Source organism: Paenibacillus pasadenensis DSM 19293 (assembly GCF_000422485.1).
GTDB lineage: Bacteria > Bacillota > Bacilli > Paenibacillales > Paenibacillaceae > Paenibacillus_O > Paenibacillus_O pasadenensis.
This window is the reverse complement of sequence record NZ_AULW01000064.1, coordinates 13,664-39,998: the sequence shown is the minus strand read 5'-3', so window position 1 is coordinate 39,998 and position 26,335 is coordinate 13,664. Positions and strand designations below refer to the sequence as shown.

Sequence of the window (26,335 nt, the reverse complement as noted above, 5' to 3'; positions counted from 1 at the left end):
AGCGCCTGAACGGGGAGATCCGCAGGCGCGAGACGGTCATCCGCATCTTTCCCAATCGCGCTTCCGTCCTTCGCCTCATCGGAGCCATGCTCATGGAAGAGAACGAGTACTGGATGACGAAGAAGCCGTACATGGACATGACGGACTTCAAGGCGTGGAAGAAGCAGAAAGCCACTCAGGGCGCCGGCTCGGAGGAGCAGGAAACCAGCACCACCATGACGGAAGCGACGGACAGCCTTTAAACCCGATTCCATTTTCTACCGAGAAGTGTTTTTACACACAATTATGGACTTGACCGGAAACGGGCGGAGTTGCGCGGAAAAACCGAGTAACTCGGACGTGCAGCGGGAGAAACGGCGGAGTTGCGCGGAAAAACCGAGCAACTCGGGTGTGCAGCAAGGGAAACGGGCGGAGTTGCGCGGAAAAACCGAGCAACTCGGCGCGAGCAAGTCGAAAAAATCGAGTTGCGGGCTGGCCGGAGGCCCGATAACGAAGGGCTCGGGGGTGAGGAGAGCCAAACGGCGTGCAATCGGATTGCGGCTGGCAAGCGAAGCGGCAGCCGATGGGGAACCGGAGAGCGAAGCGGACGGGGGCTCGTGGAGAAGCGGCAGCGGTTCCCTTGGAGGCCGGAACGAGTTCCCGCTCCGCGAAGCGGGTGCCGGTTTCGGAGCCAGCTCTGCCGTACAAGCGCCTCCGGTTTCGGAGCCAGCTCCGCCGTACAAGCGCCTCCGGTTTCGGAGCCGGCTCCGCCGTACAAGCGCCTCGGTTTCGGAGCCGGCTCCGCCGTACAAGCGCCTCCGGTTACAGTGCCAGCTCCGCCAGGCAAGCGCTGCCGGTGACGATGCCCGCTCCACGACGCGCGAGCCGGTCCATGCCGGGGCAAATCTGCCCCCGGCTGTTTGCTTTTCAAGCCGTCCTCATGCGGCGTGCGGCCTATGCACCCCTCCCGCCAGCCGCGCATAGGCTACAGCACAGAACGTTCGAACCCAAGGGAGGCTATCTGACATGAATCGAAAGGCGATCGCGGGGCTGATGCTGGCGGCTGCGCTGGCGATGGCGGCGCTGCCCGGATGCGGCGCCGGGAAGGAAGAGGCGGTCAAGGTGCGCATCGGCGAGGTGACCCGCTCGGTCTTCTACGCTCCGCAGTACGTGGCGCTGGCCGAAGGCTTTTTCAAGGAAGAGGGGCTGGACGTCGAGCTGCAGACGACGGCCGGCGGCGACAAGACGATGACGGCGCTGCTGTCCGGCGGCGTCGACGTGGCGCTGGTCGGTCCGGAGACGTCGATCTACGTCTACCAGCAAGGCGCGGACGATCCGGTCCTGAGCTTCGCCCAAGTGACGCAGACGGACGGCACCTTCCTCGTGTCCCGCTCGGGCAAGCCGCTTGACTGGAACGACCTCAAGGGAGCGAAATTCCTCGGTCAGCGCAAAGGCGGCATGCCGCAAATGGCCGGCGAGTTCGCGCTCAAGAAGCATGGGATCGATCCGCACGCGGATCTCGATCTGATCCAGAACATCGACTTCGCCAACATCACGGCCGCCTACGCCTCCGGCACCGGCGACTACGTGCAGCTGTTCGAGCCGCAGGCGTCGATGATCGAGCAGGAAGGCAAGGGCAAGGTCGTCGCCTCGTTCGGGGTGGAGAGCGGCAAGCTGCCATATACGGCATTCATGAGCAAGCAGAGCTATATCGAGAAGAACGCCGATACGGTGCAGAAGTTCACGGACGCGCTGCAGAAGGCGCAGACCTGGGTGAAGGAGCATAGCGCCGAGGACATCGCGGACGCTGTCGGCACGTATTTCCCGAATACCGACAAAGCGATCCTCGTCTCCTCGATCGACCGCTACAAGCAGCAAGGCTCCTATGCCGAGAACCCGATCATCGACGAGCAGGAATGGAACAATCTGCTCGACGTCATGACGTCGGCAGGCGAGCTCAAGGAGCGCGCGGAGCATGGCAAGCTGGTCGACAACTCCTTCGCGGAGAAGGCCGGCAAGTAGAGCGCCGAGAGGGCGGCGGGAGAGGAGGAAGCGGATGGCGGAGAGAAGCGTTATGCTGGAGCTGCGCTCGGTGTCGCATGTGTATGTCGGCCGGCAAGGCGCGTCGCTGGCGGTGGAGGAGCTCAGCCTGGCCGTCGGGCGCGGCGAGTTCGTCAGCCTCGTCGGGCCGAGCGGCTGCGGCAAGACGACCGTGCTCAGCCTGCTCGCAGGGCTGCTGCGGCCGGCGTCCGGAGAGGTGCGGGTAGGCGGCCGGGAGGTCGAGAAGCCTTCCGCCAAGGTCGGCTACATGCTGCAGCAGGACTGCCTGCTGCCGTGGCGCACGATTCTCGACAATGCCGCGCTCGGCCTCGAGATCGGAGGGGCGCCTGCCGCGGCGCGGATCGAGGCGGCCGGTCGGCTGCTGGCGGAGGTCGGCCTGGATGGAACGGGCGGCCGCTACCCCGGCGAGCTGTCGGGCGGCATGCGCCAGCGCGTCGCGCTGGCGCGCACGCTCGCGCCGGATCCGGAGGTGCTGCTGCTCGACGAGCCGTTCTCGGCGCTCGACATGCAGATCAAGATGCAGCTGGAGGACCTCGTGCAGGCGACGCTGCGGCGGCTCGGCAAGACGGCCGTGCTCGTCACCCATGATCTGGCCGAGGCGGCGGCGATGAGCGACCGCGTCATCGTGCTCGCGCCGCATCCCGGCCGCATCCGGGCCGAGATCGCCGTGCCGCCGGAGCTGCGGAGGCTGGCGCCGACGGAGGCGCGCAAGCATCCGGCGTTCCAGGCCGTGTTCGACGAGCTGTGGCTGGAGATGAGCGCCGGAGAAGCGGAAGGGGGAGAGGCGGGATGAACGAGCTCGAAGTATGGAGCGGCAGCGGAGGCTCCCCCGGCTCCGGCCGTAAGGGCGGAAGGGGCGGCCGCAAGCGGCTGTCGCTGTCGTCGGTGCCGGAGAGCCGGCTGGCGGAGCTGCATCGCCTTTATATGAAGCGCAGCCGCAGAATCGGCGCCGCCGTGCTCGGCGTGCAGCTGTTCGTGCTGGCCGCGCTGCTCGGGCTCTGGGAGGCGGCCGGCCGGCTGCGCTGGATCGATCCGCTGCTGTTCAGCTACCCGTCCAAAATCGCCGGGCTGCTCGCCAGCTCGTCGGCGGACGGCACCTTGTGGCCGCATGTCGGCGTGACGGTGGCGGAGACCGCCTCGGGCTTCCTGCTCGGGACGCTGCTCGGCACGGCGCTCGCGGCGCTGCTTTGGTGGTTTCCTTTTCTGGCGCGGGTATGCGATCCGTATCTGGTCGTGTTCAACAGCCTGCCGAAGGTGGCGCTGGGGCCGATCTTCATCGTGGCGCTCGGACAGGGCTTCGTCTCGATCCTGGCGGTAACGCTGACGATGACGGTCATCGTGACGACGATCGGCATCTGCAACCGGTTCCGCGACATGGAGCCGGGACTCGTGAAGGTCGTGCGGCTGCTCGGCGGCTCCCGCTGGCAGCTGTTCCGCCTCGTCATCCTGCCGGGCTCGTTCCCGGTCATCATCTCGACGCTCAAGGTGAACGTCGGGCTCGCCTGGGTCGGCGTCATCGTCGGCGAGTTCCTGGTGGCCAAGGAAGGACTCGGCTATCTGATCATCTACGGCTTCCAGGTGTTCAACTTCACGCTTGTCCTCTCCACGCTCGTCGTCATCGCTGTCGCCGCGACGCTCATGTACCAGGCCGTGGCGCTGCTGGAAAAGCGGATCGTCTCCGGCGGACGCGACTAGCGGCTGACCGGAATGCTGCGGCGCGGGGCGGGCGGACCGCCTCGACCCGGTTGACGTTCGGCAGGCGACGATCTACGATGGAACAAAGGCGAGCCATGCGGCTCCGCCGCAGCCGCCCGCCGGCTGCCGGCGGAGCTTTTTGGCTAGATCGGCGGGAAAGCGGGATGGTGGCGGCATGAAGTGGATCGGCTGGAGAGTGGCGAAAACGGCGGCGGCGGTGGCGGCGGCGATCGCGACGGCGCAGCTGCTGGACCTGGAGCAGCCGCTGTTCGCCGGCGTGCTGGCGATACTCGGCGTCGAGGTGACGAGGCGCAGCGGATTGCGCAGCCTGTTCGAGCGGGTCAGCGCCTCGCTGCTCGCGCTCGCGGCTTCCTCCGTGCTGTTCGAGGCGATCGGATATGCGATCTGGACGGCGGCGATCTATGTGCTGCTCGTCTTCCCGGTGCTGTCGCGGCTGAAGCTGCAGAGCGGCATCGTGCCGGGGAGCGTGCTCGTGTTCCATGTGTATGCGGCCGGCGAGGTGACGTTGGAGCTGCTCGTCAATGAGGTGCTGCTGCTGCTCGTCGGGCTCGGCTGCGCCTCCTTGATCAACAACGCCTACATGCCGGGCGAACGCAGCCGGCTGGCGGAGCTGCGGACGCTCGTCGAGGACCGCTTTGCCGGCCTGTTCGCCGGCATGGCGGCGGTCATGCGCAAGCCCGACACGCTATGGGACGGAGCGGAGCTGCTGCAGGCGGACGGGCTTGTGCGGGAAGGGCTCGAGCGGGCGCTGCGCGAGCAGCACAACCGGCCGTGGGCGCCGCGGTTTTATTGGAACGATTATTTCGGCATGAGACGCCGGCAGCTCGAGAGCATCGGCTCGATGATGGAGCTGCTCGCTCATGCGTACGACCGGGAAGCGGTGCCGCAGGCCGAGCGCATCGCCGAGCTGCTTGAGACGATGGAGGCGGCGATCCGCTCCGACTATTATGAAAGCGGGCCGCGCGAGGCGCTGGCCGCCCTGCGCCAGAGCTTCCGCTCGATGGAGCTGCCGCGCACGCGCGAGGAGTTCGAGATCCGCTCGGCGCTGCTCCAGTTCACGGTGGAGCTGGACCGCTTCCTCGACACGGCGAGCCGCCTGAAGAAGCGGCGCGAGGAAGGCGGCGACGAGGCCGCCGCTTCAGGCCGCTGACCGCGTCCGCGGCTCGGGACAGACTTTTTTTCGGCCGACGGCCGCCCCTGTGTCATGTTCCTCCGGCCTGCCCCATACAATGGAACAGGTATAATTCGTTGCGGCGTCCGAATGAAGAAAGCAGTCACCCTAGACGAATGACCTGCATACACTTGTAAGGAATGATGGCATGGAGGAGGTTAAACGAAATGACGATTGCAGATAAACAGCTTCAGACTAGAGAGATCATCACGAAAGCTGTCTGCGGGAAAGGTCGCAAGTTCTCGACGGTGTCCCATACCGTCACTCCCCCTCACCGCCCCACCAGCATCCTGGGCGCTTGGGTAATCAACCACCAATACGAGGCGGTTCGGTCGGGAGACGGCATCGAGGTGGTCGGATCGTACGACATCAACATCTGGTATTCGTACAACAAAAACTCGCAGACGGATGTCGCGAAGGAGACGGTCTCCTACGTCGAGAACATTCCGCTGTCCTATGTCGACCCGAAGCACCGGGCTTCGACGGAGGAAGTATCGGCGGAGTCGACGCAGGAGCCGAACTGCATCGAGGCGAACATCTCCTCGAGCGGCTCTTCGGTCGTCGTGCGCGTGGAGCGCGAGTTCAGCGTCGAGATGATCGCCGAGACGAAGGTGTGCGTAGCCGTCGTCCCGGGCGGCTGCGACGACTTCGACGGCAAGGACAAATACGGCTACGACGACGGTGACGGCAGCTTCGAGGATCTGGACCCCGATCTGCTCGACGACGAGCTGTAAACGAAGGGCTTGCTGCAGGGCTTACTGCAGGGTATGCAGGCAGTCGGAACGATTCGAGGGCGAAAGCCCTCTTTTTTTCATCTGCGGCCGCCCGGATCGGCGGGGCTTGGATCGCCGCATGAGGCGAGACGCGAGCCTTCCGTCCGCCGGCGGGACGACGGGAGGGATGCGGCATGGCGGGCAGGCTGTGGCTATGCTGCGGAGACGAGGGGGAGGACGGGGCGGACGGCGGAGCGGTCGGCGGCACGGGCATGGGAGCGTATGGAGGTACCGGCAGGGAAGCGTATGGCGATATGGGGAGGGCGGCGGTCGGCGGTACGGGCAGGGCAGTGGAAGGCGGTACGAGCAGGGAAGCATCGCCGCTGCCGCCTGCGGAGCGCTGGCGGCCGGGGACGGAGCTGTCCCGCTACGACGCGGTGCTGCTCTGGGGAGGCGCGCGCTGGGGCGGATGGACGGCGCCGGATGGCGGGAGCCCGTGGGTGTTGAACGCCGGAGCAGCCGATGCAGCGGCGATGGGGCCGGAGCGGATGGCCCGGAGGCTTGGCCATGCCGGCATCCGCGCCGGGCGCGAGGACGCCGAGCAGCGGCAGGACGGGACGAGCGGGCGCGCCGAAGCGTTCGGCAGCTCGGGCCGGCTGTATTGGATCGGCGTCTTCCATCTGGAGACGCTGTGGACGGCTCGCGTCCGTCCGGGCATCGGACGGGCGAGCCTGCCGGCCGCGCCGGCGCCGGACGACGCGGCATCTAGCGTCGCGGCGACCGGCGCGCAGGATCCGGAGCTGCGCCGCGCGGGCAGGCTGGCTTGGCGCGCGGCCTACGAGCTCGGCCTGGATGCCGCCGAGCTGCTCGTGCGCGTCGCCGACGACGGACGTATGCGGCTCGAAGGGCTGCGCCTCGCGGGCAGCCGCATCTTTCGGCCCGTCGGCCCGGGCGGGCTGCCGCCCGAGGCGGAGCGGCTGCCGCCGCCGGCGGCGGAGCGCTGGGCAGATGCGGCGTCGCGGCTCGCGGCCGTCGTCCGGGCCGAGGCGCAGCGTGCCGGCGGGCAAGCAGACCGTCCGCTGCGCCTCGGCGCGGATCCGGAGTTCCTGCTGCTGCGCGCCGACGGACGGGTCGCCTCCGCTTCCCGGCTCGGCGGGCTGCACAGTCCGGTCGGCAGCGACGTGCTTGTCGCCGGGCAAAGCCTGCGCCAGCCGGTCGGCGAGCTGCGGCCGGAGCCGGCCGAGGACCCGGAGGAGCTGCTCCGGCGGATTCGGCGCCTGCTGGCGCTGGCGTCCCGCCGCGGCGCGGCCGAGCCGGGCATGCGGCTCGCGGCGGGCGGCATGCCGGTGCCGGGCATCGCGCTCGGCGGGCATGTGCATCTCAGCGGCCTCGAGCTGACGACGAGGCTGCTGCGCGCGCTCGACAGCTATGCGGCGCTGCCGCTCGCGCTGGCGGAGGATCCCGCCGGCAGAGGGCGGCGGCCGCGCTACGGCACGCTCGGCGACAGCCGGCGGCAGCCGCATGGCGGCTTTGAGTACCGCACGCTGCCGAGCTGGCTCGTCTCGCCGGCCGCGGCGCGTTATGCGCTCGCCGTCTGCCTGCTGGCGGCAGAGGATGCGGCTTGGCTGGCAGAGCTGCCGGCGGCGGAGCCGGAGTACGCGCAGGCGTATTATGCGGGGGATCGGGAGCGGATGGCGGACTGCTTGCCGCGATTGCGGGCGAGCCTGCGGACGGCGCCTTCCTATGGAAAGCACGCCTCGCTGCTGGAGCCTTTTCTCGAGGCGGTCGAGGCCGGCAAAAGCTGGGACGAGAAGGCGGACCTCCGGCTGCGCTGGGGCATTCCGAGAGCGGAGGAGGGGCCAACCGTCCGTCCGTCGAAGGGGGGCGAGGAACGAGCGGGCGGACGGCAGGTTGACCAAGCCCGAGCGGACGGACGGCACCCGGCCAGCGGAGCCTCCGCCCGCGCGGAGGCGGCCAGCGGCGCTGCCGGCGCGCAGACGAACCTGTTCGAACGCGGCTGATCCGGCTGCAGGCTTCGTCAGGAATGGCGTAAGAGGCTGTCTCCGCTGGGGCGGAGACGGCCTCTTCGGCGATATCGGGCGGGCGTGCAAGCTCGCTCAGGAGCATCTTTTCCAACGCCTTGCCCGCGAAATAAATCGGGTACTAGGCTGGCTTCATGTCATAGATTTGTTGCAGCGTATCCAGCTGCAGCCGCTTTTCCTCCGGCGACCCGGCGAATTCATGCCATTCGACAAGCCGGTATCCGTACATCATAAGCATTCTTTCGTAGATGAAAGGATCGGCAATGGGAGCTGCCCCAGAGCATTCGTTGAATCCGCTGAGATAGGCCGGAACGCAGGTCCGGTAGATCTCGATCATGCGGGGCACATCCGCTTCATCCGCGATCAGGCTGGCGATATCCTCGCCCATGTACCCCCATCCGGCGGTATCCCAGTCGATCAGGACGATGCCGTCATCCGTATGGAATAGGTTCGCCACCCAAAAATCCCGATGGCAGAGCACGACCGGCAGCTGCTCGATGCGGCTGAAAACGGCGTCCGCCTGCTCGTCGAAATCGATCAGCATCTGGCGCAGATGCTTCGGAAGCCCGCATCCATCCGAGCGGATGCGAGCATGCAGCTCCTGCCAGGACCGATAGCGCAAATAGCCGTTTTTCGTGTATTCGACCTGGCTCAAATGGGGCAGATTCCGCAATGCCGCAGGCTGCTCCGCGTATAGCCTGCCCTGGATCCGCCCCCATTCCCGGGCGATCTGCTCCTGCATGTCCGTGGTCAGCTCCATGCCGGAGCGGCCATCGATATATTCCAGCCACAGCTGGATCTCCTCGTCGTTCAGCTCGGCGCGATAACATGCCGGGCGACGGAACGATTTCGGCAAGAGCTTGTCTAGATCGGGCGCCGCGTAGAGATCATATTCCCTACGCCATGAAAGCGGATCGCCGTGACGCTCGAACCTCTTCTGCGTCTTCCAAACGAGCCGATACGGCTCCTTGTTCCCATCGGCTGTTTCCGCGATGCCTGCGGCAAGCTGAACATCGCCTAAAGTCCCGCCATGCAGCTTTTCGAGCCGGCAATCGGCGCGGATGACCTCCTTGCCCAGCATCCGGCTCAACACCTGCGCGAGCCGCTCGGGCTCCATTCCTGTTTTTTCTTCGCGGTCCATTCCTCATCTCCTTTGCGTCTGCGGATGCAGATCGTTCATGACTGCCTCAAACGTACCCGCTCCTGGGCGAGAACTCAAAGGAACGTTCGCCTATACCTATTTTTTATCGCTTTCTGCGCGATTGCCGTCACCAGCCGAGGCGGCTCAGCTGGCCCAGCAGTCCGGCGGCCATGACGGCGGCCATCGCCCATAGCGTCAGCGCGGACAGGCGTGCGAGAGCCGCCATGATCCGAACGCTTCCTTTTCTTCGTCCGACCCACCGTCCGGCTGCGGCCAGCGCGGCGAACCAGAACCAGGAGACGGCGATGCAGACGACGGCGAAGATCGTCTTGTCGGCGCCTTCGTAGGCGAGCGAGCCGGTCCCGATGACGCCGGCCGTGTCCAGCAGCGCATGCGGATTGAGCAGCGACACCGAAGCGGCATAAGCGGCCTGCCTGCGCGCCGGAAGCGCCGCGACGCCTGCTTGCGGCTCGGCGGGAGCCGGACGGCTGTTCCAGATGGAGAAGCCCATGACGATCAGAAAGACGACTCCCGCCGCATAGAGCGCGGCCGCGAGCAGCGGATGGCTCAGCGCCGCGAGGGAGACGCCGAAAACGGCCGCGGCGATCAGCAGCGTGTCGCAGGCGGCGGCCGTCGCGACGGCCGGCCAAGCCCGCAGCAGCCGCGGCTGGGCCGCGCCTTGACTGAACAGGAACAGGTTCTGCGGCCCGAGCGGAAGGATGAGCCCAAAAGCAAGGATGAACGCATGCCAAGCGGCATTCGACATTCGGACAAGCCTCCTCGTGTGCGATAAGATCGGTCTCGTTCAAGTGTAGACGCGCGGCGCGGCGGCGTCTCCAACCAATTGGTTGCTATTGAACCCGACCAATCTGCTATACTGAGGGCTATCAAGCGATGGGGGTGGCAGCGGTGCCGAAGCGCGGAGAAAGGAATCGCAAGGAGGCAGAGCCGCTTTACCGGCAGATCCAGGAGGAGCTGCGGACGAAGATCGTGACGGGCGAATGGCCGCCCGGCACGCGAGTGCCGCCTCAGCGGCAGCTGGCGGAGCTTTACGGCGTCAACCGCAGCACGATCGTCTACGCGCTCGGCGAGCTGGCCGCGGACGGCTGGCTGCGGGCGGAGGTCGGACGCGGCACGACGGTAGCCGCGGATGTCTGGAAGGCAGCCGCCGATTCGCCGCCGCCCGACTGGGGGCGCTACGTGCGGGACGGCCTGCATGCGCCCAATCTGGAGCTGATCCGGCAGATCAACGACGCGGAGCCGGATCCTGCGCTGCTGCGGCTCGGCACGGGCGAGCTCGCGCCCGAGCTGCTGCCCTCGGCCGCCATGCAGCGGCTGCTGGCCGAGCGGCCGGAGGGGCTGCCGCTCGCCTATCCGGAGCCGCGCGGCAGCCTGCGCCTGCGCGAGGCGGTCAGCGCTAGGCTCGAGGCAAGAGGCATCCGCGCCTCGCCGTCGTCGGTGCTGATCGTCTCCGGCGCGCTGCAGGGGCTGCAGCTGATCGCGCTCGGGCTGCTGCGCCAGGGCGCGACGCTGCTGGCGGAGCAGACGAGCTATCTCGGCTCGGTCCAAGTGTTCCGCACGTCCGGCGTCCGGCTGGTCGGAGTGCCGATGGACGGACAGGGCATGCGGGACGACGAGGCGCGCCGCCTGGCCGCCCGCCATCGGGCGTCGATGCTGTACGTCCAGCCCTCCTTTCACAATCCGACCGGCATCGTCATGCCGGAGCGGCGCAGGGAGGGGCTGCTGCAGGCATGCGTCAGGGCCGGCCTGCCGATCATCGAGGACGATGTGTACGGCGACCTGTGGCTTGACGAGCCTCCGCCGGCCGCGCTCAAGGCGAGGGATCGGCAAGGACTCGTCCTCTATCTGGACAGCGTCTCGAAGTCGCTCGGTCCGGGCCTGCGCATCGGCTGGATCGCCGGACCGGAGCCGGTCATCGAACGGCTGGCCGACGTCAAGATGCAGTCCGACTACGGCTCGAGCTCGCTCTCGCAGCATGCTGTGGCCGAGTGGCTGCTCAGCGGGGAGCAGGAGCGGCATCTGGCGTTCCTGAGAGCCGAGCTCAAGGCGCGGCGCGATCTGGCGCTGGCGGCGCTCCGCGAGCATGCAGCCGATCTGGCGGACTGGAGCGTGCCTCAGGGAGGCTTCTACATCTGGCTGGCGCTGCGCCGCCCGCTTCCGATGCCGAAGCTGTTCGATGCGGCGCTGCGCGCCGGCCTGCTGGTCCATCCCGGCGAGATCTACGCCCGCGGCGACCGCCAGCATCTGCGCCTTTCGTTCGCCTATGCGCCGCCGGCCCTCCTGCGCGAAGGCATCCGCGAGCTGGCGGGGCTGATCCGTTCTTTCGATTAGTTAACGAGGTGAATGGATCGTCAGGTTAAACATAAACCGGGTAAATCCTCCGTCCGTCGCAAGAGCCCGCGATGCTTGCGCCGCCGGCTGCAGAAGCACGGCCGAGCCTCGATGCGGTCCGGCTCTGGCGTGTTTCTTCTTTTGTAAGGATTCCGTTCTGCTGGTATAATGAAGGTCGGTTTTCATAGAATGCAGGCGAGACGCGTCGAAGCCTGCCCAGGAGGTACGCACGTGGCCGCTTTGACCCCGATGATGCAGCAATATTTATCCATAAAGGAAGAAGCCAAGGATGCGTTTCTGTTTTTCCGCCTCGGCGACTTCTACGAACTGTTCTTCGACGACGCCGTACTGGCCGCCAAGGAGCTGGAAATTACGCTCACCGGCCGCGCGGGAGGCGGCGAGGACCGCATCCCGATGTGCGGCGTGCCGTACCACTCGGCGGAAGGATACATAGCGAGGCTGATCGAGAAAGGCTACAAGGTGGCGATCTGCGAGCAGGTCGAGGACCCGTCCGTCGCCAAGGGCGTCGTCCGGCGCGAGATCGTGCGGGTCGTCACTCCCGGCACGGTGATGGAGAGCAAGTCGCTCTCCGACAAGGCCAACAACTACATCGTCTCCGTCGCGGCGGAGGCGGGGCAGCTCGCGCTTGCGGCCTGCGACCTGTCGACCGGCGAGCTGTACGCGACGTCGTTCGACGAGGCGTCCGAGCTGCTGCAGGACGAAATCAACGTCTACGGACCGGCGGAGATCGTCGGCGACGCCTCCGTGCTGGAGCGGCTGCGGGCGCAGCCGCCCGCGGCCGGACGGCCGGCGCTCTACACCGAGCGGCTGCCGATGGACGAGGACAAGCTGCGGCAGCTGCTGCCGGACGGCGCGCTGGACGGCCTGCCGCCGGCGCGGCTGCGGGCCGTCTCGCTGCTCGCCGGCTATCTGGCCGAGACGCAGAAGCGCTCGCTCGGGCATCTGCGCCGGGTGCAGGGCTACGAGCCGAGCCAGTATCTCATCCTCGATCCGTTCACCCGGCGCAACCTTGAGCTGACCGAGACGGTGCAGGGCCGCAGCCGCAAGGGCTCGCTGCTCTGGCTGCTCGACCGCACCAAGACGTCGATGGGCGGACGCCTGCTGCGCCGCTGGATCGACAAGCCGCTGCTGTCCGCCGCGGCGGTCGAGGAGCGGCTGGACGCGGTCGCGGCGCTGCATGCCGACCTCATCCAGCGCGAGGACATCCGCGCCGAGCTGGACGGCATCTATGATCTGGAGCGCCTCGTCGGCCGCGTCGCCTACGGCACGGCGGGCGGACGCGATCTGGCCGCGCTGAAGGCGTCGCTGGAGCGCGTGCCCAGCCTGCTGGCGCTGCTGGCCGGCTCCGGCTCGGAGACGCTGCGCCGGCTCGCGGACGGCGTCGACGACTGCGGCGACCTGCGCGAGATGATCGACACGGTGCTCGTGGACGAGCCGCCGGTGTCGACGCGCGAGGGCGGGCTCATCCGCGCCGGCTACGACGACTACCTCGACCAGCTGCGCGAGGCGAGCAGCGGAGGCAAGCGCTGGCTCGCCGACCTGGAGCGGCGCGAGCGCGAGGCGACGGGCATCCGCTCGCTCAAGATCGGCTACAACAAGGTGTTCGGCTACTACCTCGAGGTGTCCAAGGCCAATCTCGGCTCTTTGCCCGAAGGCCGCTACGAGCGCAAGCAGACGCTCGCCAACGCCGAGCGCTTCGTCACGCCGGAGCTGAAGGAGAAGGAGCGGCTCATCCTCGAGGCCGAGGAGAAGATGACCGACCTCGAATACAGCCTGTTCCTGCAGCTGCGCGACCATATTGCCGACCAGCTGCACCGGCTGCAGCGGCTGGCGGACGTCATCGCCCGCGCCGACGTGCTGCAGTCGCTCGCCGCGGTCAGCGCCGAGCGCCGCTACGTGCGGCCGCAGATGGGAGAGGAGTACGACCTGTCGATCGAAGGCGGCCGCCATCCCGTCGTCGAGGCGGTGCTGGACGGCGCGCCGTTCATGGCCAACGGCGCCGAGCTGAGCGAGGACGGCGCGCGCGTGCTGCTCATCACCGGCCCGAACATGGCCGGCAAGAGCACCTACATGCGCCAGACGGCGCTCATCTGCATCATGGCGCAGATCGGCTGCTTCGTGCCGGCGCGCTCGGCGCGGCTGCCGCTGGTCGACCGCATCTTCACCCGCATCGGGGCGGCGGACGATCTGGCCGGCGGACAGAGCACGTTCATGGTCGAGATGCGCGACATCCAGCAGATGACCGACAAGGCGACCCGCCGCAGCCTCGTCATCATCGACGAGCTCGGCCGCGGCACGTCGACGGCGGAGGGGATGAGCATCGCGCAGGCGGTCATCGAGTTCCTGCATGACCGGACCGGCTGCAAGGCGCTCGTCTCGACGCATTTCCACGAGCTGTCGCATCTGGAGCAGTCGCTCCGCTGCCTGCGCAACGCCAGCATGGCGGTCAAGGAAAGCGGCGGCGACGTGACGTTCCTGCGCAGGCTCGTGCCCGGCGCGGCCAGCACGAGCTACGGCATCTACTGCGCGCGGCTTGCCGGCCTGCCGGAGAGCATCATCGGCCGCGCCTACGAGCTGCTCGCCGGACACGAAGCGCCTGCCGCGGCGTCCGCACGCGCCGGCGAGCATGGCCGCGGCGAGGGGCTGGCCGCTCGCGAAGCCGCCGCCGCATACGAGGAGGCGATCGAGACGCAGGCGCGCCCGGACGAGCGGCCGACGGCCGCGGCAGAGCCGATCGCATCGGGCCGGCCGGCCGCGCCGCAAACGGCGGTCCAGCTGTCGATCTTCGGCGAGCCGGAGACGCCGGCTGCCGGCGGAGGCAAGCGCCGCGCAGGCCGCGGCGCCGACGCGGCGGACGAGCTGGCGGAGCGGCTGCGCAAGCTCGATCTGTTCAACCTGACGCCGATGCAGGCGATGCAGTGGCTGAACGAGGAGAAGGGCCGGCTCGGCTGAGCCGGACTGACTCGGTCGGCAGCTGATTTTTCAACCCAGGGAGGTGGGGAACGATGGGCAAGATCCATGTGCTGGACGAGCATCTGGCGAACCAGATCGCCGCGGGCGAGGTCGTCGAACGGCCGGCCTCCGTCGTCAAGGAGCTGGTGGAGAACGCGGTCGACGCCGGCGCGACCTCGATCGACATCACGATCGAGGAGGGCGGGCTGAGCCTCATCCGCGTGCAGGACAACGGCGGCGGCATCGAGCCGGAGGACATGGAGACGGCGTTCCAGCGGCATGCGACGAGCAAGCTGCTGAGCGACCGCGACCTGTTCCGGATCGCGAGCCTCGGCTTCCGTGGCGAGGCGCTGCCGAGCATCGCCGCCGTCGCGCGCGTCGAATGCGTCTCCGCGAGCGGCGACAGCGGACTCGGCCGCCGCATCCGCATGGAAGGCGGCCAGCTGACCGCCGACGAGCATGCCGGCTGCTCGCAGGGGACGGACATGACCGTCCGCGACCTTTTTTTCAACACGCCCGCCCGCCTCAAATATATGAAAAGCATCCAGACCGAGCTCGGCCATATCTCGGACTATATTTACCGCATCGCGCTCGCCCATCCGGGCATCGCCTTCTCGCTGACGCATAACGGCGGCAGCCTGCTCCGCACGTCCGGCACGGGCGACCGGCTGCAGGTGATCGCCGCCGTCTACGGCACCGGCACGGCCAAGGCGATGCTGCCGCTGCGCGGCGAGCATGCCGACTACGAGCTGAACGGGTACATCTCCAAGCCGGAGCTGACCCGGGCGAGCCGCAGCGCGCTGACGACCGTCGTCAACGGCCGGTACATCCGCAGCTTCGCCGTGCAGTCGTCGCTGCTCGCCGCCTACCACACGCTGCTGCCGATCAACCGCTTCCCGGTCGCGGTGCTGGAGATCGGCATGCATCCGGGGCTCGTCGACGTCAACGTGCATCCGTCCAAGATGGAGGTGCGGTTCAGCAAGGAAGCCGAGCTCAAGGCGTTCGTGGAGGAAACGGCGCGCGCCGCGCTCGGCGGAAGGCGCCATATTCCAGGTCCCGAGTCCGGCCGGGGCGAGCGCTCCGGTCCGGTGTACCGGCAGGAGCAGCTGCGCTTCCACCAGCCGGAGCCCGGCTTCGCCGGGATGCCGGCGGCCGATCCGGCCGCCGGCGCCGGCGCCGCCTCCGGCGGCATGGCCGCCGCCGAGACGGCGGCCGCGAGCGCGCCTGCCGCGGGCAGCGCCCCGCCGCGCACGGACGGCGCGCGCGGCTCCGCGTCCGCTTCGGCGCGCAAAGGCCCGCCGCCGGGCAGCGTCGCCGCCGGACCGTGGCGGGCGCCCGCCGCGCAGCCGCCGGCCGTGCCGCCGGATGCGGCGCAGCGGCTGTACGCGCCCGCTGCCGGCGCCTTCGGCGCGGCCGGCTGGCGCGAGTCCGCCGCCGCCGGCTACGCGGCTTCGCCGGCCGATCCGGCCGGTACGCCTTCGCCGCCGGATGCGGCCGCGTCCAATTCCGCGGCCGCCGCAGCGGACAGCGCTCCGTCGCTCCCCGTCGCCGCCGCCGCTGGCGCGAGCGCGAGTCCGCCGCCGGAGCTCGCGCCCGATCCGGCCGTTCCTGCGGCCGGCGGCGCTCCAGCGGCCGACGCTGCCGGATTCCCGGAGCTGAGCTGGGTCGGCCAGCTGCACGGCACGTACCTGATCGCGCAAAACGAGGAAGGCATGTATCTGATCGACCAGCATGCCGCCCATGAGCGCATCAACTACGAATATTACTACCGCAAGTTCGGCGAGGTGAGCGGCGAAAGCCAGCCGCTGCTGCTGCCGTTCACGCTGGAATATACGAGCGCGGACGCGCTGCAGCTGGTCGAGCGGCTGCCGCTGCTGGCGGAGGCGGGCGTCGAGCTCGAGCCGTTCGGGCCGCAAAGCTTCCTCGTCCGCTCTCATCCCCACTGGTTCCCGAAGGGACGGGAGCAGGAGCTGGTCGAGGAGATGGCCGATTGGGCGCTGCGCGAGAAGCGCGCCGTCGACATCGCCAAGCTGCGCGAGGAAGCGGCGATCCTGTGCTCGTGCAAAGCTTCCATTAAAGCGAACGACCGGCTCAGCCGCGAGGAAGGCGAGACGCTGCTGGCGAGGCTCGCGGCATGCGCGCAGCCGTATACGTGCCCGCACGGCCGGCCGATCCTCGTCCATATCTCGGTCTATCAGCTGGAAAAAATGTTCAAGCGGGTGATGTCATGATCGTAACGACGACGGATCAGCCGTCGGCGGACATGCTGGCGACGGCGGCGCGACTGGCGGAGGAGCTGGGCGCGCGGCTGGAGCCGCGCCGCCGCCGCACGCTCGGCCAGCTTGCCGCCCAGGCGGGCGACCGCGAGCTGCTCGTCGTGACGAGCACGCAGCTGCGCTATTACGGCGGCCCCGAGGAGCCGCCCTTCTATTTTCATCCGAGCATGGCCTATGTGCGGGTCAAAAGGCTGCGCAAGGGCGAGCCGGATCCGCTCGTCGAGCTGGCAGGCGTCCGCCCGGGCGACCGCGTGCTCGATTGCACGGCCGGTCTGGCCGGCGATGCGATCGTGTTCGCCTACGCGGCCGGTCCGGAGGGCGAGGTGACGGCGCTCGAGAGCGAGCCCGTGCTGCATGCGGTCGTCCGCGACGGACTGCGGACGTACGAGACGGAGCTGCCCGACGTGACGGCCGCGCTGCGCCGCATCCGCGCGGTCCGCGCCGATTATGCGGAGCATCTCCGCTCGCTCCCGGACGACAGCTTCGACATCGTCTATTTCGACCCGATGTTCCGCGATCCGGTGCATGAGTCGAGCTCGATCGGCCCGCTGCGCGGCCTCGCCAACCCGGAGCCGCTTCATCCCGACGCCGTCCGCGAGGCGATGCGGGTGGCGAGGCGCGCCGTCGTGCTCAAGGAAACGAACCACAGTCCCGAATTCGGCCGGCTCGGCTTCGTCCGCTGTCCGGGCAAAAAGACGTCGGCTGTCGGATATGGAGTGATAACGATTGGCAAGCATGACCCCGCATAAGCCGCCGCTGCTCGTCCTGCTCGGACCGACGGCGGTCGGCAAGACGAAGCTGAGCCTCGAGCTCGCCAAGGCGTACGGAGCGGAAATCATCTCCGGCGATTCCATGCAGGTGTACCGGGGCATGGACATCGGCACCGCGAAGATCAGGCCGGAGGAGATGGAAGGCGTCCCGCATCATCTGATCGACATCCGCGATCCGCGCGAGTCGTATTCGGCCGCGGACTTTCAGGAAGCCTGCTCGCGGCTCATTCCCGAGATCGCCGGGCGCGGCCGGCTGCCGTTCATCGTCGGCGGCACCGGTCTGTACATCGAGTCGGTCTGCTACGGCTACCGGTTCTCGCAGGCGGCGTCCGACGAGAGCTATCGCGCCGAGCTGCAGGCATTCGGGGAGGCGCAGGGCGCGGAGGCGCTGCATGCGCGGCTCGCGGCCGCCGATCCCGAGAGCGCGGCCCGGCTGCATCCGAACGATACGCGCCGCGTCATCCGCGCGCTGGAAATTCTGCATCTGACGGGCGAGACGATGAGCGGCCAGCTCGCCGGACAGAAAAAGGAATCGCCTTACGAACTATGTCTGCTGGGACTGACGATGGATCGGGCCGAGCTGTACCGCCGCATCGAGCGGCGGATCGATCTGATGATGGAGGAGGGGCTCGCGGAGGAGGTCGCCCGGCTGCTCGCCTCCGGCGTGCCGGACGATGCGGTGGCGATGCAGGGGCTCGGCTACAAGGAGCTCGTCCCGTGGCTGCGCGGAGAGCGCTCGAGGGAGGAGGCGGCGGAGCTGCTGAAGCGCGATACGAGGCGCTTCGCCAAGCGGCAGCTGAGCTGGTTCCGCCATATGAAGGACATCGAATGGATCGACGCGGGGGAAAATTTTCACAACAATTTGGAGCGCATCCATGCTATACTAGCAGGAAAGCTAGGCTGCGGTCTTGAATATACCACTAACCAATCTTCTTGTGACGGGGGTAACTCTCAATGAACAAATCCATCAATATTCAAGATACGTTCCTGAACCAGCTGCGCAAGGACAGCATTCCGGTGACGGTTTACTTGACGAACGGCTTCCAGATCCGGGGCGTCATCCGCGCCTTCGACAACTTCACGATCGTCATCGACTCGGACGGACGCCAGCAGATGGTGTACAAGCATGCCATCTCGACGTTCACGCCGCAGCGCAACGTATCGCTGATGCAGCAGGAGACGCCGGGCGCAGGAGCCTGAGCACCCCCGATGAAACCTTTCCCGTCTTTTCCTCGTTAGTTGAATATCGGTCCGAAGAACAACCCGCTCTTCCGGCAGGGTTGTTCTTCTGTTTGCGGGGTATACCTATAACGGGAGAAGCTAGGACCGACCGGAAGGAGTCATGAGCCATATGCCAGAACAGAGAAAAAAAGGGGAAGGCCGCCCGTCCGGGGCCAAATCGGCGAAGGGACGGGGGCGCTCGCGCGCCAGCCGCAAGCGCAAATGGTTTTACGGATTGTTTTTCGCCGGCGCGCTCGGCGTCGTCTGCGCCATCGTCGGCTATCTGCTCGTCATCCTGAACGGCGAGCGCATCCTCGCGGCCAACCGCGACGTGCTGCTGCGCGGAGACGCGTCGGCAATCTATGATTCAAGCAACGGCAAAATCGCGAGCCTCGCCTCCGTCAACTCGCAGGACGCGCAGTTCAGCGAGCTGCCGGAGCTGCTGCGGAACGCGTTCATCGCCACCGAGGACAAGCGGTTCGAGGAGCATTCCGGCATCGACGTCATCGGCATCGGCCGCGCCATCGTCAAGGACATCATCGCGCGCAGCGCGGTCGAAGGCGCCAGCACGATCACGCAGCAGCTGGCGCGCAACCTGTTCCTCAACCAGGACAAGACGTTTTTCCGCAAGGCGACCGAGGCTTCGATCGCCGTCGCGCTGGAGAACCAGCTGAGCAAGGACGAGATTTTGACGATGTACCTCAACCGGATCTACTTCGGCAACGGGGTGTACGGAGTCAAGCTCGCCGCCAAGTATTACTTCAACAGCAGCCTCGAGGACCTCAAGCTGTGGCAGATGGCTACGCTTGCCGCGATCCCCAAGGCGCCGAGCTATTATAATCCGAAGGACGACGCCGAGCGCTCCGCCGGCCGCCGCGCGGTCGTGCTGACGCTCATGAACAATCAAGGCTACATCACTGAGGCCGAGATGGAGCAGGCCAAGGCTGTCGTCTACAAGCCGCTGGACAATTACAGCACCGGCAGCTCGCGCAACAAATTCATGACCTACGTCGACTACGCCGTCAAGGAAGCGGTACAGGTGACGGGCCGCACCGAGGACGAGATCCGCCTCGGCGGCTTCAAGATCTACACGGCGCTCAATGCCACGGCGCAGCAGACGGTGGAGGACGCGTTCGACGACGACAGCAACTTCGAAAAGTCGCCCGACGACCAGAAGCAGCAGGCCGCGATGGTCATCATGGACCATAGCGACGGCTCGATCAAGGCGATGATTGGCGGCCGCGACTACGTCCGCAAAGGCTGGAACCGCGTCACCGTGCCGCGCCAGCCGGGCTCCGCGTTCAAGCCGATCACCGTGTACGGACCCGCCCTCGACACGGGCGACTACACGCCGGACTCGATCCTGCGCGACGACATGAAATGCTACGGCGACTACTGTCCGACCGATTCCAACCGCGTCAAGTACATCGGTCCGATCACGATGGCGCAGTCGCTCAAGGAGTCGCGCAACGCCTCGGCCGTCTGGCTGCTCAACGAGATCGGCGTCAGCAAGGGCGTCGCGTTCTCCGAGAAGCTCGGCATGCCGCTCGACAAGTCCAAGGACCGCAACCTCAGCATCGCGCTCGGCGGCCTGACGACGGGCGTCTCGCCGCTGCAGATGGCGACCGCCTACAGCGCCTTTGCCAACGACGGGCGCTCGGTCGACGCGCATACGATCGTACGTATCGAGAGCTCGGACGGAGCGACGGTCTATGAGTATGCCGGTCCGAAGCCGAAGCAGCTCATGAAGGAACAGACGGCCGCCTACATGACGCAGATCATGCAGGGAGTCGTCCAGTCTGGAGGCACGGGCGCCGGAGCGGCGATCGACCGCCCGCTCGCCGGCAAGACGGGCACGACCCAGCACGGCATCCCGGGACTGAAGTCCAGCTACAACCGCGACGCCTGGTTCGTCGGCTATACGCCGGAATGGACGGCCGCGGTATGGATGGGCTACGACAAGACCGACAAGGACCATCTGCTCAAGAAAAGCAGCTCCGCGGCTGCGGCGCTGTTCTCCAAAGTGATGCGGAAGGCGATGAAGGACGTTCCGCGCGGCTCCTTCGACAAGGCTCCTGCGCCAACGCCGCAGACGCCGCCTCCGGGCGAGCAGCCCGATCAGGTGCTCGACCTGCAAGGCAGCTACGACGAGAACGCCATGCTCGTCGCGCTGCGCTGGTCGCCGGTCGAGGGCGAGTCGATCAGCTACCGCATCTACCGCAAGGCAGAAGGCGAAGCCGACTATGCCCGCATCCTCGACGCGGCCTCGCCTGGAGTGGCGGACTTGTCCGTCGCGCCTGGCATGAGCTATGAATATTACGTGACCGCGTACGACGATGCCAGCGGACAAGAAGGCGTGCCGTCGGCCAAAATCTTCGTCGAGATCCCGGGCGTCGAGCTGTCTCCGAGCCCGACGCCGAGCGAGCCGCCGATTGCCGAGCCCTCCCCGAGCGAAGAACCGGGCACGGAGCCGAGCGAGCCGGCCGTTCCGACTCCGACGCCGACACCGGGCTCGACGCCGACCCCAATGCCGACTCCGACCGAGCAGGCAGCCACGGACGGCGGAACGCCGCCGACCGAAGGTCCTGCCAGCGGAGACGAGGCCGCCCAAGGCGCCGGCTTCGTCTCGCCTTGATTCGCCAGCCAGCAGCCCATCCCACCAGCAAAGGATGATCCAATCCATGAACCGCATGCTCGCTTCCACATCCGCTCTTCTGCTCGCCGCCGCCCTCGTGCTGGGCGGCTGCGGCGCCAAGTCCGACGGCAACGCGACCGGAGGAGCCGGAGGCTCCTCGAACACGGAGCCGCCAGCCACCGCCAGCCCGGCCAGCTCGCCGGAGCCGTCGGCCGAGCCGGCCAAGCAATGGGACAAGGCTCCCGCCATGGCCATCGATCCGGACAAGACGTACAAAGCCGTCGTCAAGACGACGGAGGGCGAGTTCACGATCCGCTTGTTCGCCAAGGACGCTCCGCAGACCGTCAACAACTTCGTCTTCCTCGCCAAAGAGGGCTTCTACGAGGGCGTCGTGTTCCACCGCATCATCCAGGAATTCATGGTCCAGACCGGAGATCCGACAGGCACAGGCGCCGGCGGTCCCGGCTACGCGATTCCCGATGAGCTGAACAACGGCCACTCGTACGACAAGTACGTCGTCGCCATGGCCAACGCCGGTCCGAACACGGGCGGCAGCCAGTTCTTCATCGGCACCGGCGACAGCGTGCGCGGCCTCGACGCCCAGCCGAACTACGCGATTTTCGGCGAGGTCGAGAGCGGCCAGGACGTCGTGGACAAGATCGCGGCGACGCCGGTCGAGGTCGACCCGAACAGCGGCGAGACCAGCAAGCCGACGACGGTCGTCAAAATGGAGTCCATCGACATCCAGGAAAGCTGATCCGTTCCTCGCGTCTGTGACGAATCTCCCCCGAACGGGTGAACCTTTTGTGAATTTCCTCATATGCTGAACCATAGCAGAAGGGGGAGTTCCTCATGGACAAGCGAATGACGATGGCGGCCATGCTTCAAGGCTATGCGTGGGCGCTGGCCGCGACAGGAGCCGTGCTTTGCCTCTTTTTCCTCACTCCGTTCAACGACCGCAACCTGCCGCTCATGCTCGGGATGGGCTGCCTGGTCGCCTCGCCCGTCGTCATGATCGCGGCAAGCATGTTTCCACTCTCGGAAGAAATCGCGGAGGATGGGCAAGATAAGACAATTCGTTGAACAACGTATTACGGAATTCGCACAAAAATAAGACGGATTCGTTAACGGGGACGCGGATACGCGTCCTTTTTGATATGCTGGTTGCGAGAGAGGGAACCGTATCTTTGCGGACGGCAGGGGACATTCCCGAATTGTGGGTAATATGCTTGGAGATGGCCTAAAGGAGATGAAACAATGAAAGCTGCACGCAAGCGGCTCCGCAGGCTGGGGACGGTCCTGGCCGGAGCCGGAATGGCCGTATTCCTGGCCGGGTGCGAAAATGCGATCGTCCTCGATCCGAAAGGACCGGTCGCGGAAATCCAGAAGGACCTCATCTGGATCTCCGTCCTTCTGTGCGCCGTCGTCGTCGTGCCGGTGCTGGCGATTTTCGCCTATATCGTCTGGAGGTACCGGGACAAGCCGGACAACAAGGCGCCTTACGAGCCGAACTGGTCGCACAGCACGAAGCTCGAGGCGATCTGGTGGACGATTCCGATCATCATCGTCGCGCTGCTCGGCTACTTCACGGTGCGCGACACGTACAAGCTGATCAAGCCGCCGGCCGAGACGGCGCATGTCGAGCCGGTCACGATCCAGGTCACGTCGATGGACTGGAAATGGCTGTTCCAGTATCCCGACCAGGGGATCGCGACGGTCAACTACCTGAACATCCCGGAAAAGACGCCGATCCAGTTCGTCCTCACCTCCAACTCAGCGATGAACTCGTTCTGGGTTCCGCAGCTGGGCGGCATGATGTATACGATGCCGGGAATGGCGATGCGGATGTGGCTGCAGTCCGACGGCACGGGCGAGTATTACGGTTCCGGCGCCAACTTCTCCGGCAGCGAGTTCGCCAAGATGAACTTCAAGGTCACGTCGATGACGCAGGACGATTTCGACGCCTGGATCGAGAAGTCCAAGCAGGAGCCGGCGAAGCTGGACCATAAGGCTTATCAGCAGCTGGCCGTGAAGGGCACCGCGCCGATCCAGACGTTCGGGGACCTCGAGCCGACGCTGTTCAACTCGATCGTCATCCAGAACGGCGGCCATCACCATCCGGCGAACGGCCTCGACATCCGGGGCGCGTTCCCGGTGAAGAAAGACAAGCAGGACAGCTCCGCCGGCGGCAGCCAGGCGGCTGATTCCGCGGCGTCCGGCGATCAGCCGGACTCGAGCCAATAGGCGGCAAGGGGAGGAAATAGATCCATATGTGGGATTCCATCAAAGAGTTCGCCGGCGATTTCTTCGTCACGGGCGATCCGCTCATTTACGGCGCGGACGTATCGATCGCGCTCGTCAGCGTCGCGATCGTCTTTGTCCTGACCTACTTCAAGAAATGGAAGTGGCTCTGGACGGAATGGCTGACGACGGTCGACCATAAGAAGATCGGCATCATGTATCTGATCGCGTCGCTGCTCATGCTGTTCCGCGGCGGGGTGGACGCCCTGCTCATGCGCACGCAGCTGGCTTTGCCGGAGGTCGAGTTCCTCCAGGCGGACCACTACAACGCGATCTTCACGACGCACGGCACGATCATGATCCTGTTCATGGCGATGCCGATGATGTTCGCGCTGTTCAACATGGTCGTGCCGCTGCAGCTCGGCGCGCGCGACGTCGCGTTCCCGTTCCTGAACGCGCTCAGCTTCTGGCTGTTCCTGTTCGGCGCGATGCTGTTCAACATCAGCTTCGTCATCGGGGGCTCGCCGGACGCCGGCTGGCTCAGCTATCCGCCGCTCTCCGAGCTCTCAGGCAGTCCGGGCAGAGGCCAGGACTTCTACATCTGGGGCATCCAGATCTCCGGCATCGGCTCCTTGATGACCGGCATCAACTTCATCGTCACGATCCTGAAGATGCGCGCGCCGGGCATGAAGCTCATGAAGATGCCGCTCTTCTCCTGGTCCGTGCTGTCTTCCTGCATCACGATCCTGTTCGCCTTCCCGATCCTGACGGTGACGCTGGCGCTGCTGTTCCTCGACCGCTACTTCGGGGCGCACTTCTTCACGCTGGACGGCGGCGGCATGTCCATGATGTACGTCAACCTCATCTGGATGTGGGGACATCCCGAGGTGTACATCGTCGTCCTGCCGGCGTTCGGCATCTTCTCCGAGATCGTCGCGACGTTCTCGCGCAAGACGATCTTCGGCTACAAGTCGATGGTGTTCGCGATGATGGTCATCAGCGTGCTCAGCTTCTTCACCTGGGTCCATCACTTCTACACGATGGGCTCGAGCGCGGACGTCAACTCCTTCTTCGCCATCTCGACGATGGCGATCGCGATTCCGACCGGGGTCAAGGTGTTCAACTGGCTTTTCACGATGTATCGAGGGCGGATCAGCTTCGAGCTGCCGATGCTGTGGACGATGGGCTTCATTCCCTGCTTCCTCGTCGGCGGCGCGACCGGCGTCATGCTGGCCGTCGCTCCGGCCGACTTCCAGTACCACAACAGCTACTTCCTGATCGCCCACTTCCACCAGGTGCTCATCGGCGGCGTCGTGTTCGGCTATCTCGCCGGCATCTACTACTGGTGGCCGAAGCTGTTCGGCTTCAAGCTCGACGAGAAGCGCGGACGGTGGGGCTTCTGGACGTGGAACATCGGTTTCTACCTGTGCTTCTTCCCGCAGTACTTCCTCGGCCTCGACGGCATGACGCGCCGCGTCTACACGTACGAGTGGGACCGCGGCTGGGCTGCGCTCAACTTCACGAGCACGATCGGCGCGTTCCTGATGGGCCTCGGCTTCATCTTCCAGGTGTGGCAGATCGCCTGGAGCGTGCGCAACGGCCAGCGCGACAAGACCGGCGACATCTGGAACGGCCGCACGCTGGAGTGGTCGATTCCTTCGCCGCCTCCGGCCTACAACTTCGCGGTCGTGCCGCAGGTGCGCAAGGTCGACGACTGGTGGCATGAGAAGGAAGACCGGGCTAAAGGCATCGAGCGGCCGAAGCAGGAACTCGAGCCGATCCACATGCCGAAAAACTCGGGCATCCCGTTCATCATGTCCGGCTTCTGGTTCCTCGTCGGATTCGGCTTCACGTTCGACTGGATCTGGATGGTCATCATCGGCTTCCTGGGCGTGTTCGGCAGCCTGTATGCCCGCTCGTTCACCTATGACGTGGACTATTACATCCCGGTGGACGAAGTCAAGAGAACGGAACAGAAGCTAAGGGGGGCGACGAGATAATGGCGCAGCACATCGTATCGCCTGAAGTGCACGAGCACCATACGCAAGAACAGGAGTCGCTCAAGACAGCCGGATTCTGGCTGTTCCTCGTCTCCGACGTCCTGCTGTTCGGAACGCTGTTCGCGGTCTACGTCGTCCTCGTAGGCCACACGAACGGCGGTCCGACCGGCAAGGAGCTTTTCGAGATTCCGATCTTCGTCGCCTCGACGTTCATCCTGCTCACCTCCAGCTTCACGAGCGGGATCGCGGTGCTGCAGATGCAGGCGAACAAGCTCAAAGGCACGATCTTCTGGCTCGTCATGACGCTGCTGCTCGGCGGGGCGTTCCTCTTCCTCGAGATCGAGGAGTTCATGACGATGGTCCACGAAGGCGCGAACATCGGCACGAGCGCGTTCCTGTCGGCGTTCTTCACGCTGGTCGGCACGCACGGCATCCACGTGACGATGGGCATCTTCTGGTGCATCGGCCTGATCCTGCAGCTGCGCAAGCGCGGCATCACGACCGTCACGAAGCGCAAGATCACGAACTTCAGCCTGTACTGGCACTTCCTCGACGTCATCTGGATCTTCCTCCTCTCGGTCGTCTATCTGATGGGGGTGATGTAAGATGAGCCAGCATTCGTCCAACCATGGCCACGGCCACCACGAGGAGCACAGCCACGGCTCGATGAAGTCGTACTCGATCGGCTTTCTCCTGTCGATCGTGCTGACGATCATTCCGATGGTCGTCGTGTTCAACGGGCTGCTGGAGCGCACCGCCACGCTGCTCGTGATCCTCATTACCGCGGTCGCGCAGCTGCTCGTGCAGCTGATCTTCTTCATGCACATTCGCGAAGCGGATAAGCCGAGGTACAACCTCATGGCGCTCGTGCTCGGCGGGATCATCGTCATTACGATCGTCGCCGGCTCCGTTTGGATCATGTCCTTCAACTCGGTCGTGCAGTAGCAAGCGCGCGTGCGAGCCGCCCGTCTCCGCCAGCCGGAGACGGGCTTTTTCCATAGAGGACGTCCTCGCGGCGGCGCGGCAGGGACGGGCGGAGCCCGG

General features: G+C 66.1%; 22 protein-coding genes. 20 read left to right on the top strand and 2 right to left on the bottom strand.

The features are described from left to right. From H582_RS0109550 to H582_RS26790, 7 genes are all read left to right on the top strand, one after another. On the top strand, positions 1-242 hold a 242-nt coding region (locus tag H582_RS0109550), incomplete at its 5' end, for a transposase (RefSeq protein ID WP_028598374.1). A 763-nt stretch (positions 243-1,005) separates the two neighbouring features. Further along, on the top strand, positions 1,006-2,001 hold the full coding sequence (locus H582_RS0109545; protein WP_028598373.1) for an ABC transporter substrate-binding protein: 996 nt from the start codon (positions 1,006-1,008) through the stop codon (positions 1,999-2,001). Positions 2,002-2,035: 34 nt separating this feature from the next. Further along, positions 2,036-2,833, top strand: a complete 798-nt coding sequence (locus H582_RS0109540) for an ABC transporter ATP-binding protein (protein ID WP_028598372.1) — start codon at positions 2,036-2,038, stop codon at positions 2,831-2,833. Between the two features lie 131 nt (positions 2,834-2,964). Then, positions 2,965-3,735: an ABC transporter permease gene (locus tag H582_RS0109535; RefSeq protein WP_052333111.1), complete on the top strand. Its 771-nt coding sequence runs from the start codon at positions 2,965-2,967 to the stop codon at positions 3,733-3,735. Positions 3,736-3,910: 175 nt separating this feature from the next. After that, positions 3,911-4,906 carry an aromatic acid exporter family protein gene (locus H582_RS0109530; RefSeq protein ID WP_052333110.1) on the top strand — a complete coding sequence of 332 codons (996 nt, stop codon included), beginning with the start codon at positions 3,911-3,913 and terminating at the stop codon, positions 4,904-4,906. Between the two features lie 188 nt (positions 4,907-5,094). Beyond that, the gene (locus H582_RS0109525) at positions 5,095-5,661 is read left to right on the top strand and encodes an outer spore coat protein CotE (protein ID WP_028598369.1); all 567 of its coding nucleotides are present in this window, start codon (positions 5,095-5,097) and stop codon (positions 5,659-5,661) included. 173 nt (positions 5,662-5,834) lie between these two features. Further along, entirely contained in the window at positions 5,835-7,661 is a 1,827-nt protein-coding gene (locus H582_RS26790) for a putative amidoligase domain-containing protein (protein WP_052333109.1), read from the top strand. Between the two features lie 142 nt (positions 7,662-7,803). On the opposite strand, the gene H582_RS0109515 is transcribed toward H582_RS26790, so the two are convergent. Together H582_RS0109515 and H582_RS0109510 are read right to left on the bottom strand one after the other, a co-directional pair. Further along, a complete protein-coding gene (locus H582_RS0109515) occupies positions 7,804-8,823 on the bottom strand; it encodes an aminoglycoside phosphotransferase family protein (RefSeq protein ID WP_028598368.1) in 1,020 nt (339 codons plus the stop codon). Positions 8,824-8,950: 127 nt separating this feature from the next. After that, positions 8,951-9,589: a LysE/ArgO family amino acid transporter gene (locus H582_RS0109510; RefSeq protein ID WP_028598367.1), complete on the bottom strand. Its 639-nt coding sequence runs from the start codon at positions 9,587-9,589 to the stop codon at positions 8,951-8,953. Between the two features lie 128 nt (positions 9,590-9,717). Between H582_RS0109510 and H582_RS0109505 the strand changes: the two genes are divergently transcribed. From H582_RS0109505 to cyoD, 13 genes are all read left to right on the top strand, one after another. Beyond that, positions 9,718-11,175, top strand: a complete 1,458-nt coding sequence (locus H582_RS0109505) for an aminotransferase-like domain-containing protein (protein ID WP_052333108.1) — start codon at positions 9,718-9,720, stop codon at positions 11,173-11,175. Between the two features lie 231 nt (positions 11,176-11,406). Further along, positions 11,407-14,148 (top strand): DNA mismatch repair protein MutS, encoded by a 2,742-nt coding sequence (gene mutS / locus H582_RS0109500; RefSeq protein WP_028598365.1) that lies wholly within the window; start codon positions 11,407-11,409, stop codon positions 14,146-14,148. Positions 14,149-14,201: 53 nt separating this feature from the next. Further along, positions 14,202-16,379 (top strand): DNA mismatch repair endonuclease MutL, encoded by a 2,178-nt coding sequence (gene mutL / locus H582_RS0109495; protein WP_028598364.1) that lies wholly within the window; start codon positions 14,202-14,204, stop codon positions 16,377-16,379. Further along, a complete protein-coding gene (locus tag H582_RS0109490) occupies positions 16,376-17,173 on the top strand; it encodes a class I SAM-dependent methyltransferase (RefSeq protein WP_028598363.1) in 798 nt (265 codons plus the stop codon). The genes mutL and H582_RS0109490 overlap by 4 nt, the downstream gene beginning before the upstream one ends. Then, positions 17,160-18,152, top strand: coding sequence for a tRNA (adenosine(37)-N6)-dimethylallyltransferase MiaA (gene miaA / locus H582_RS0109485; RefSeq protein WP_028598362.1), 993 nt, complete (start codon positions 17,160-17,162; stop codon positions 18,150-18,152). Before H582_RS0109490 ends, miaA begins: the two co-directional genes overlap by 14 nt. Beyond that, the gene (gene hfq, locus H582_RS0109480; protein ID WP_028598361.1) at positions 18,149-18,394 is read left to right on the top strand and encodes an RNA chaperone Hfq; all 246 of its coding nucleotides are present in this window, start codon (positions 18,149-18,151) and stop codon (positions 18,392-18,394) included. The genes miaA and hfq overlap by 4 nt, the downstream gene beginning before the upstream one ends. Before the next feature lie 151 nt (positions 18,395-18,545). Next, a complete protein-coding gene (locus tag H582_RS26785) occupies positions 18,546-21,050 on the top strand; it encodes a transglycosylase domain-containing protein (RefSeq protein WP_052333106.1) in 2,505 nt (834 codons plus the stop codon). 46 nt (positions 21,051-21,096) lie between these two features. After that, the gene (locus tag H582_RS0109470; protein ID WP_028598360.1) at positions 21,097-21,807 is read left to right on the top strand and encodes a peptidylprolyl isomerase; all 711 of its coding nucleotides are present in this window, start codon (positions 21,097-21,099) and stop codon (positions 21,805-21,807) included. Positions 21,808-21,902: 95 nt separating this feature from the next. After that, positions 21,903-22,133 (top strand): hypothetical protein, encoded by a 231-nt coding sequence (locus H582_RS26780; RefSeq protein WP_043111152.1) that lies wholly within the window; start codon positions 21,903-21,905, stop codon positions 22,131-22,133. 174 nt (positions 22,134-22,307) lie between these two features. Continuing rightward, positions 22,308-23,294, top strand: a complete 987-nt coding sequence (qoxA, locus tag H582_RS0109460; RefSeq protein WP_043111151.1) for a cytochrome aa3 quinol oxidase subunit II — start codon at positions 22,308-22,310, stop codon at positions 23,292-23,294. A gap of 26 nt (positions 23,295-23,320) precedes the next feature. After that, complete coding sequence (locus H582_RS0109455) at positions 23,321-25,291, top strand: cbb3-type cytochrome c oxidase subunit I (protein ID WP_028598358.1); 1,971 nt, start codon at positions 23,321-23,323, stop codon at positions 25,289-25,291. Further along, complete coding sequence (locus H582_RS0109450; protein WP_028598357.1) at positions 25,291-25,896, top strand: cytochrome c oxidase subunit 3; 606 nt, start codon at positions 25,291-25,293, stop codon at positions 25,894-25,896. The genes H582_RS0109455 and H582_RS0109450 overlap by 1 nt, the downstream gene beginning before the upstream one ends. 1 nt (position 25,897) lies before the next feature. Next, a complete protein-coding gene (gene cyoD, locus H582_RS0109445) occupies positions 25,898-26,236 on the top strand; it encodes a cytochrome o ubiquinol oxidase subunit IV (RefSeq protein WP_028598356.1) in 339 nt (112 codons plus the stop codon). Positions 26,237-26,335 lie beyond the last annotated feature (99 nt).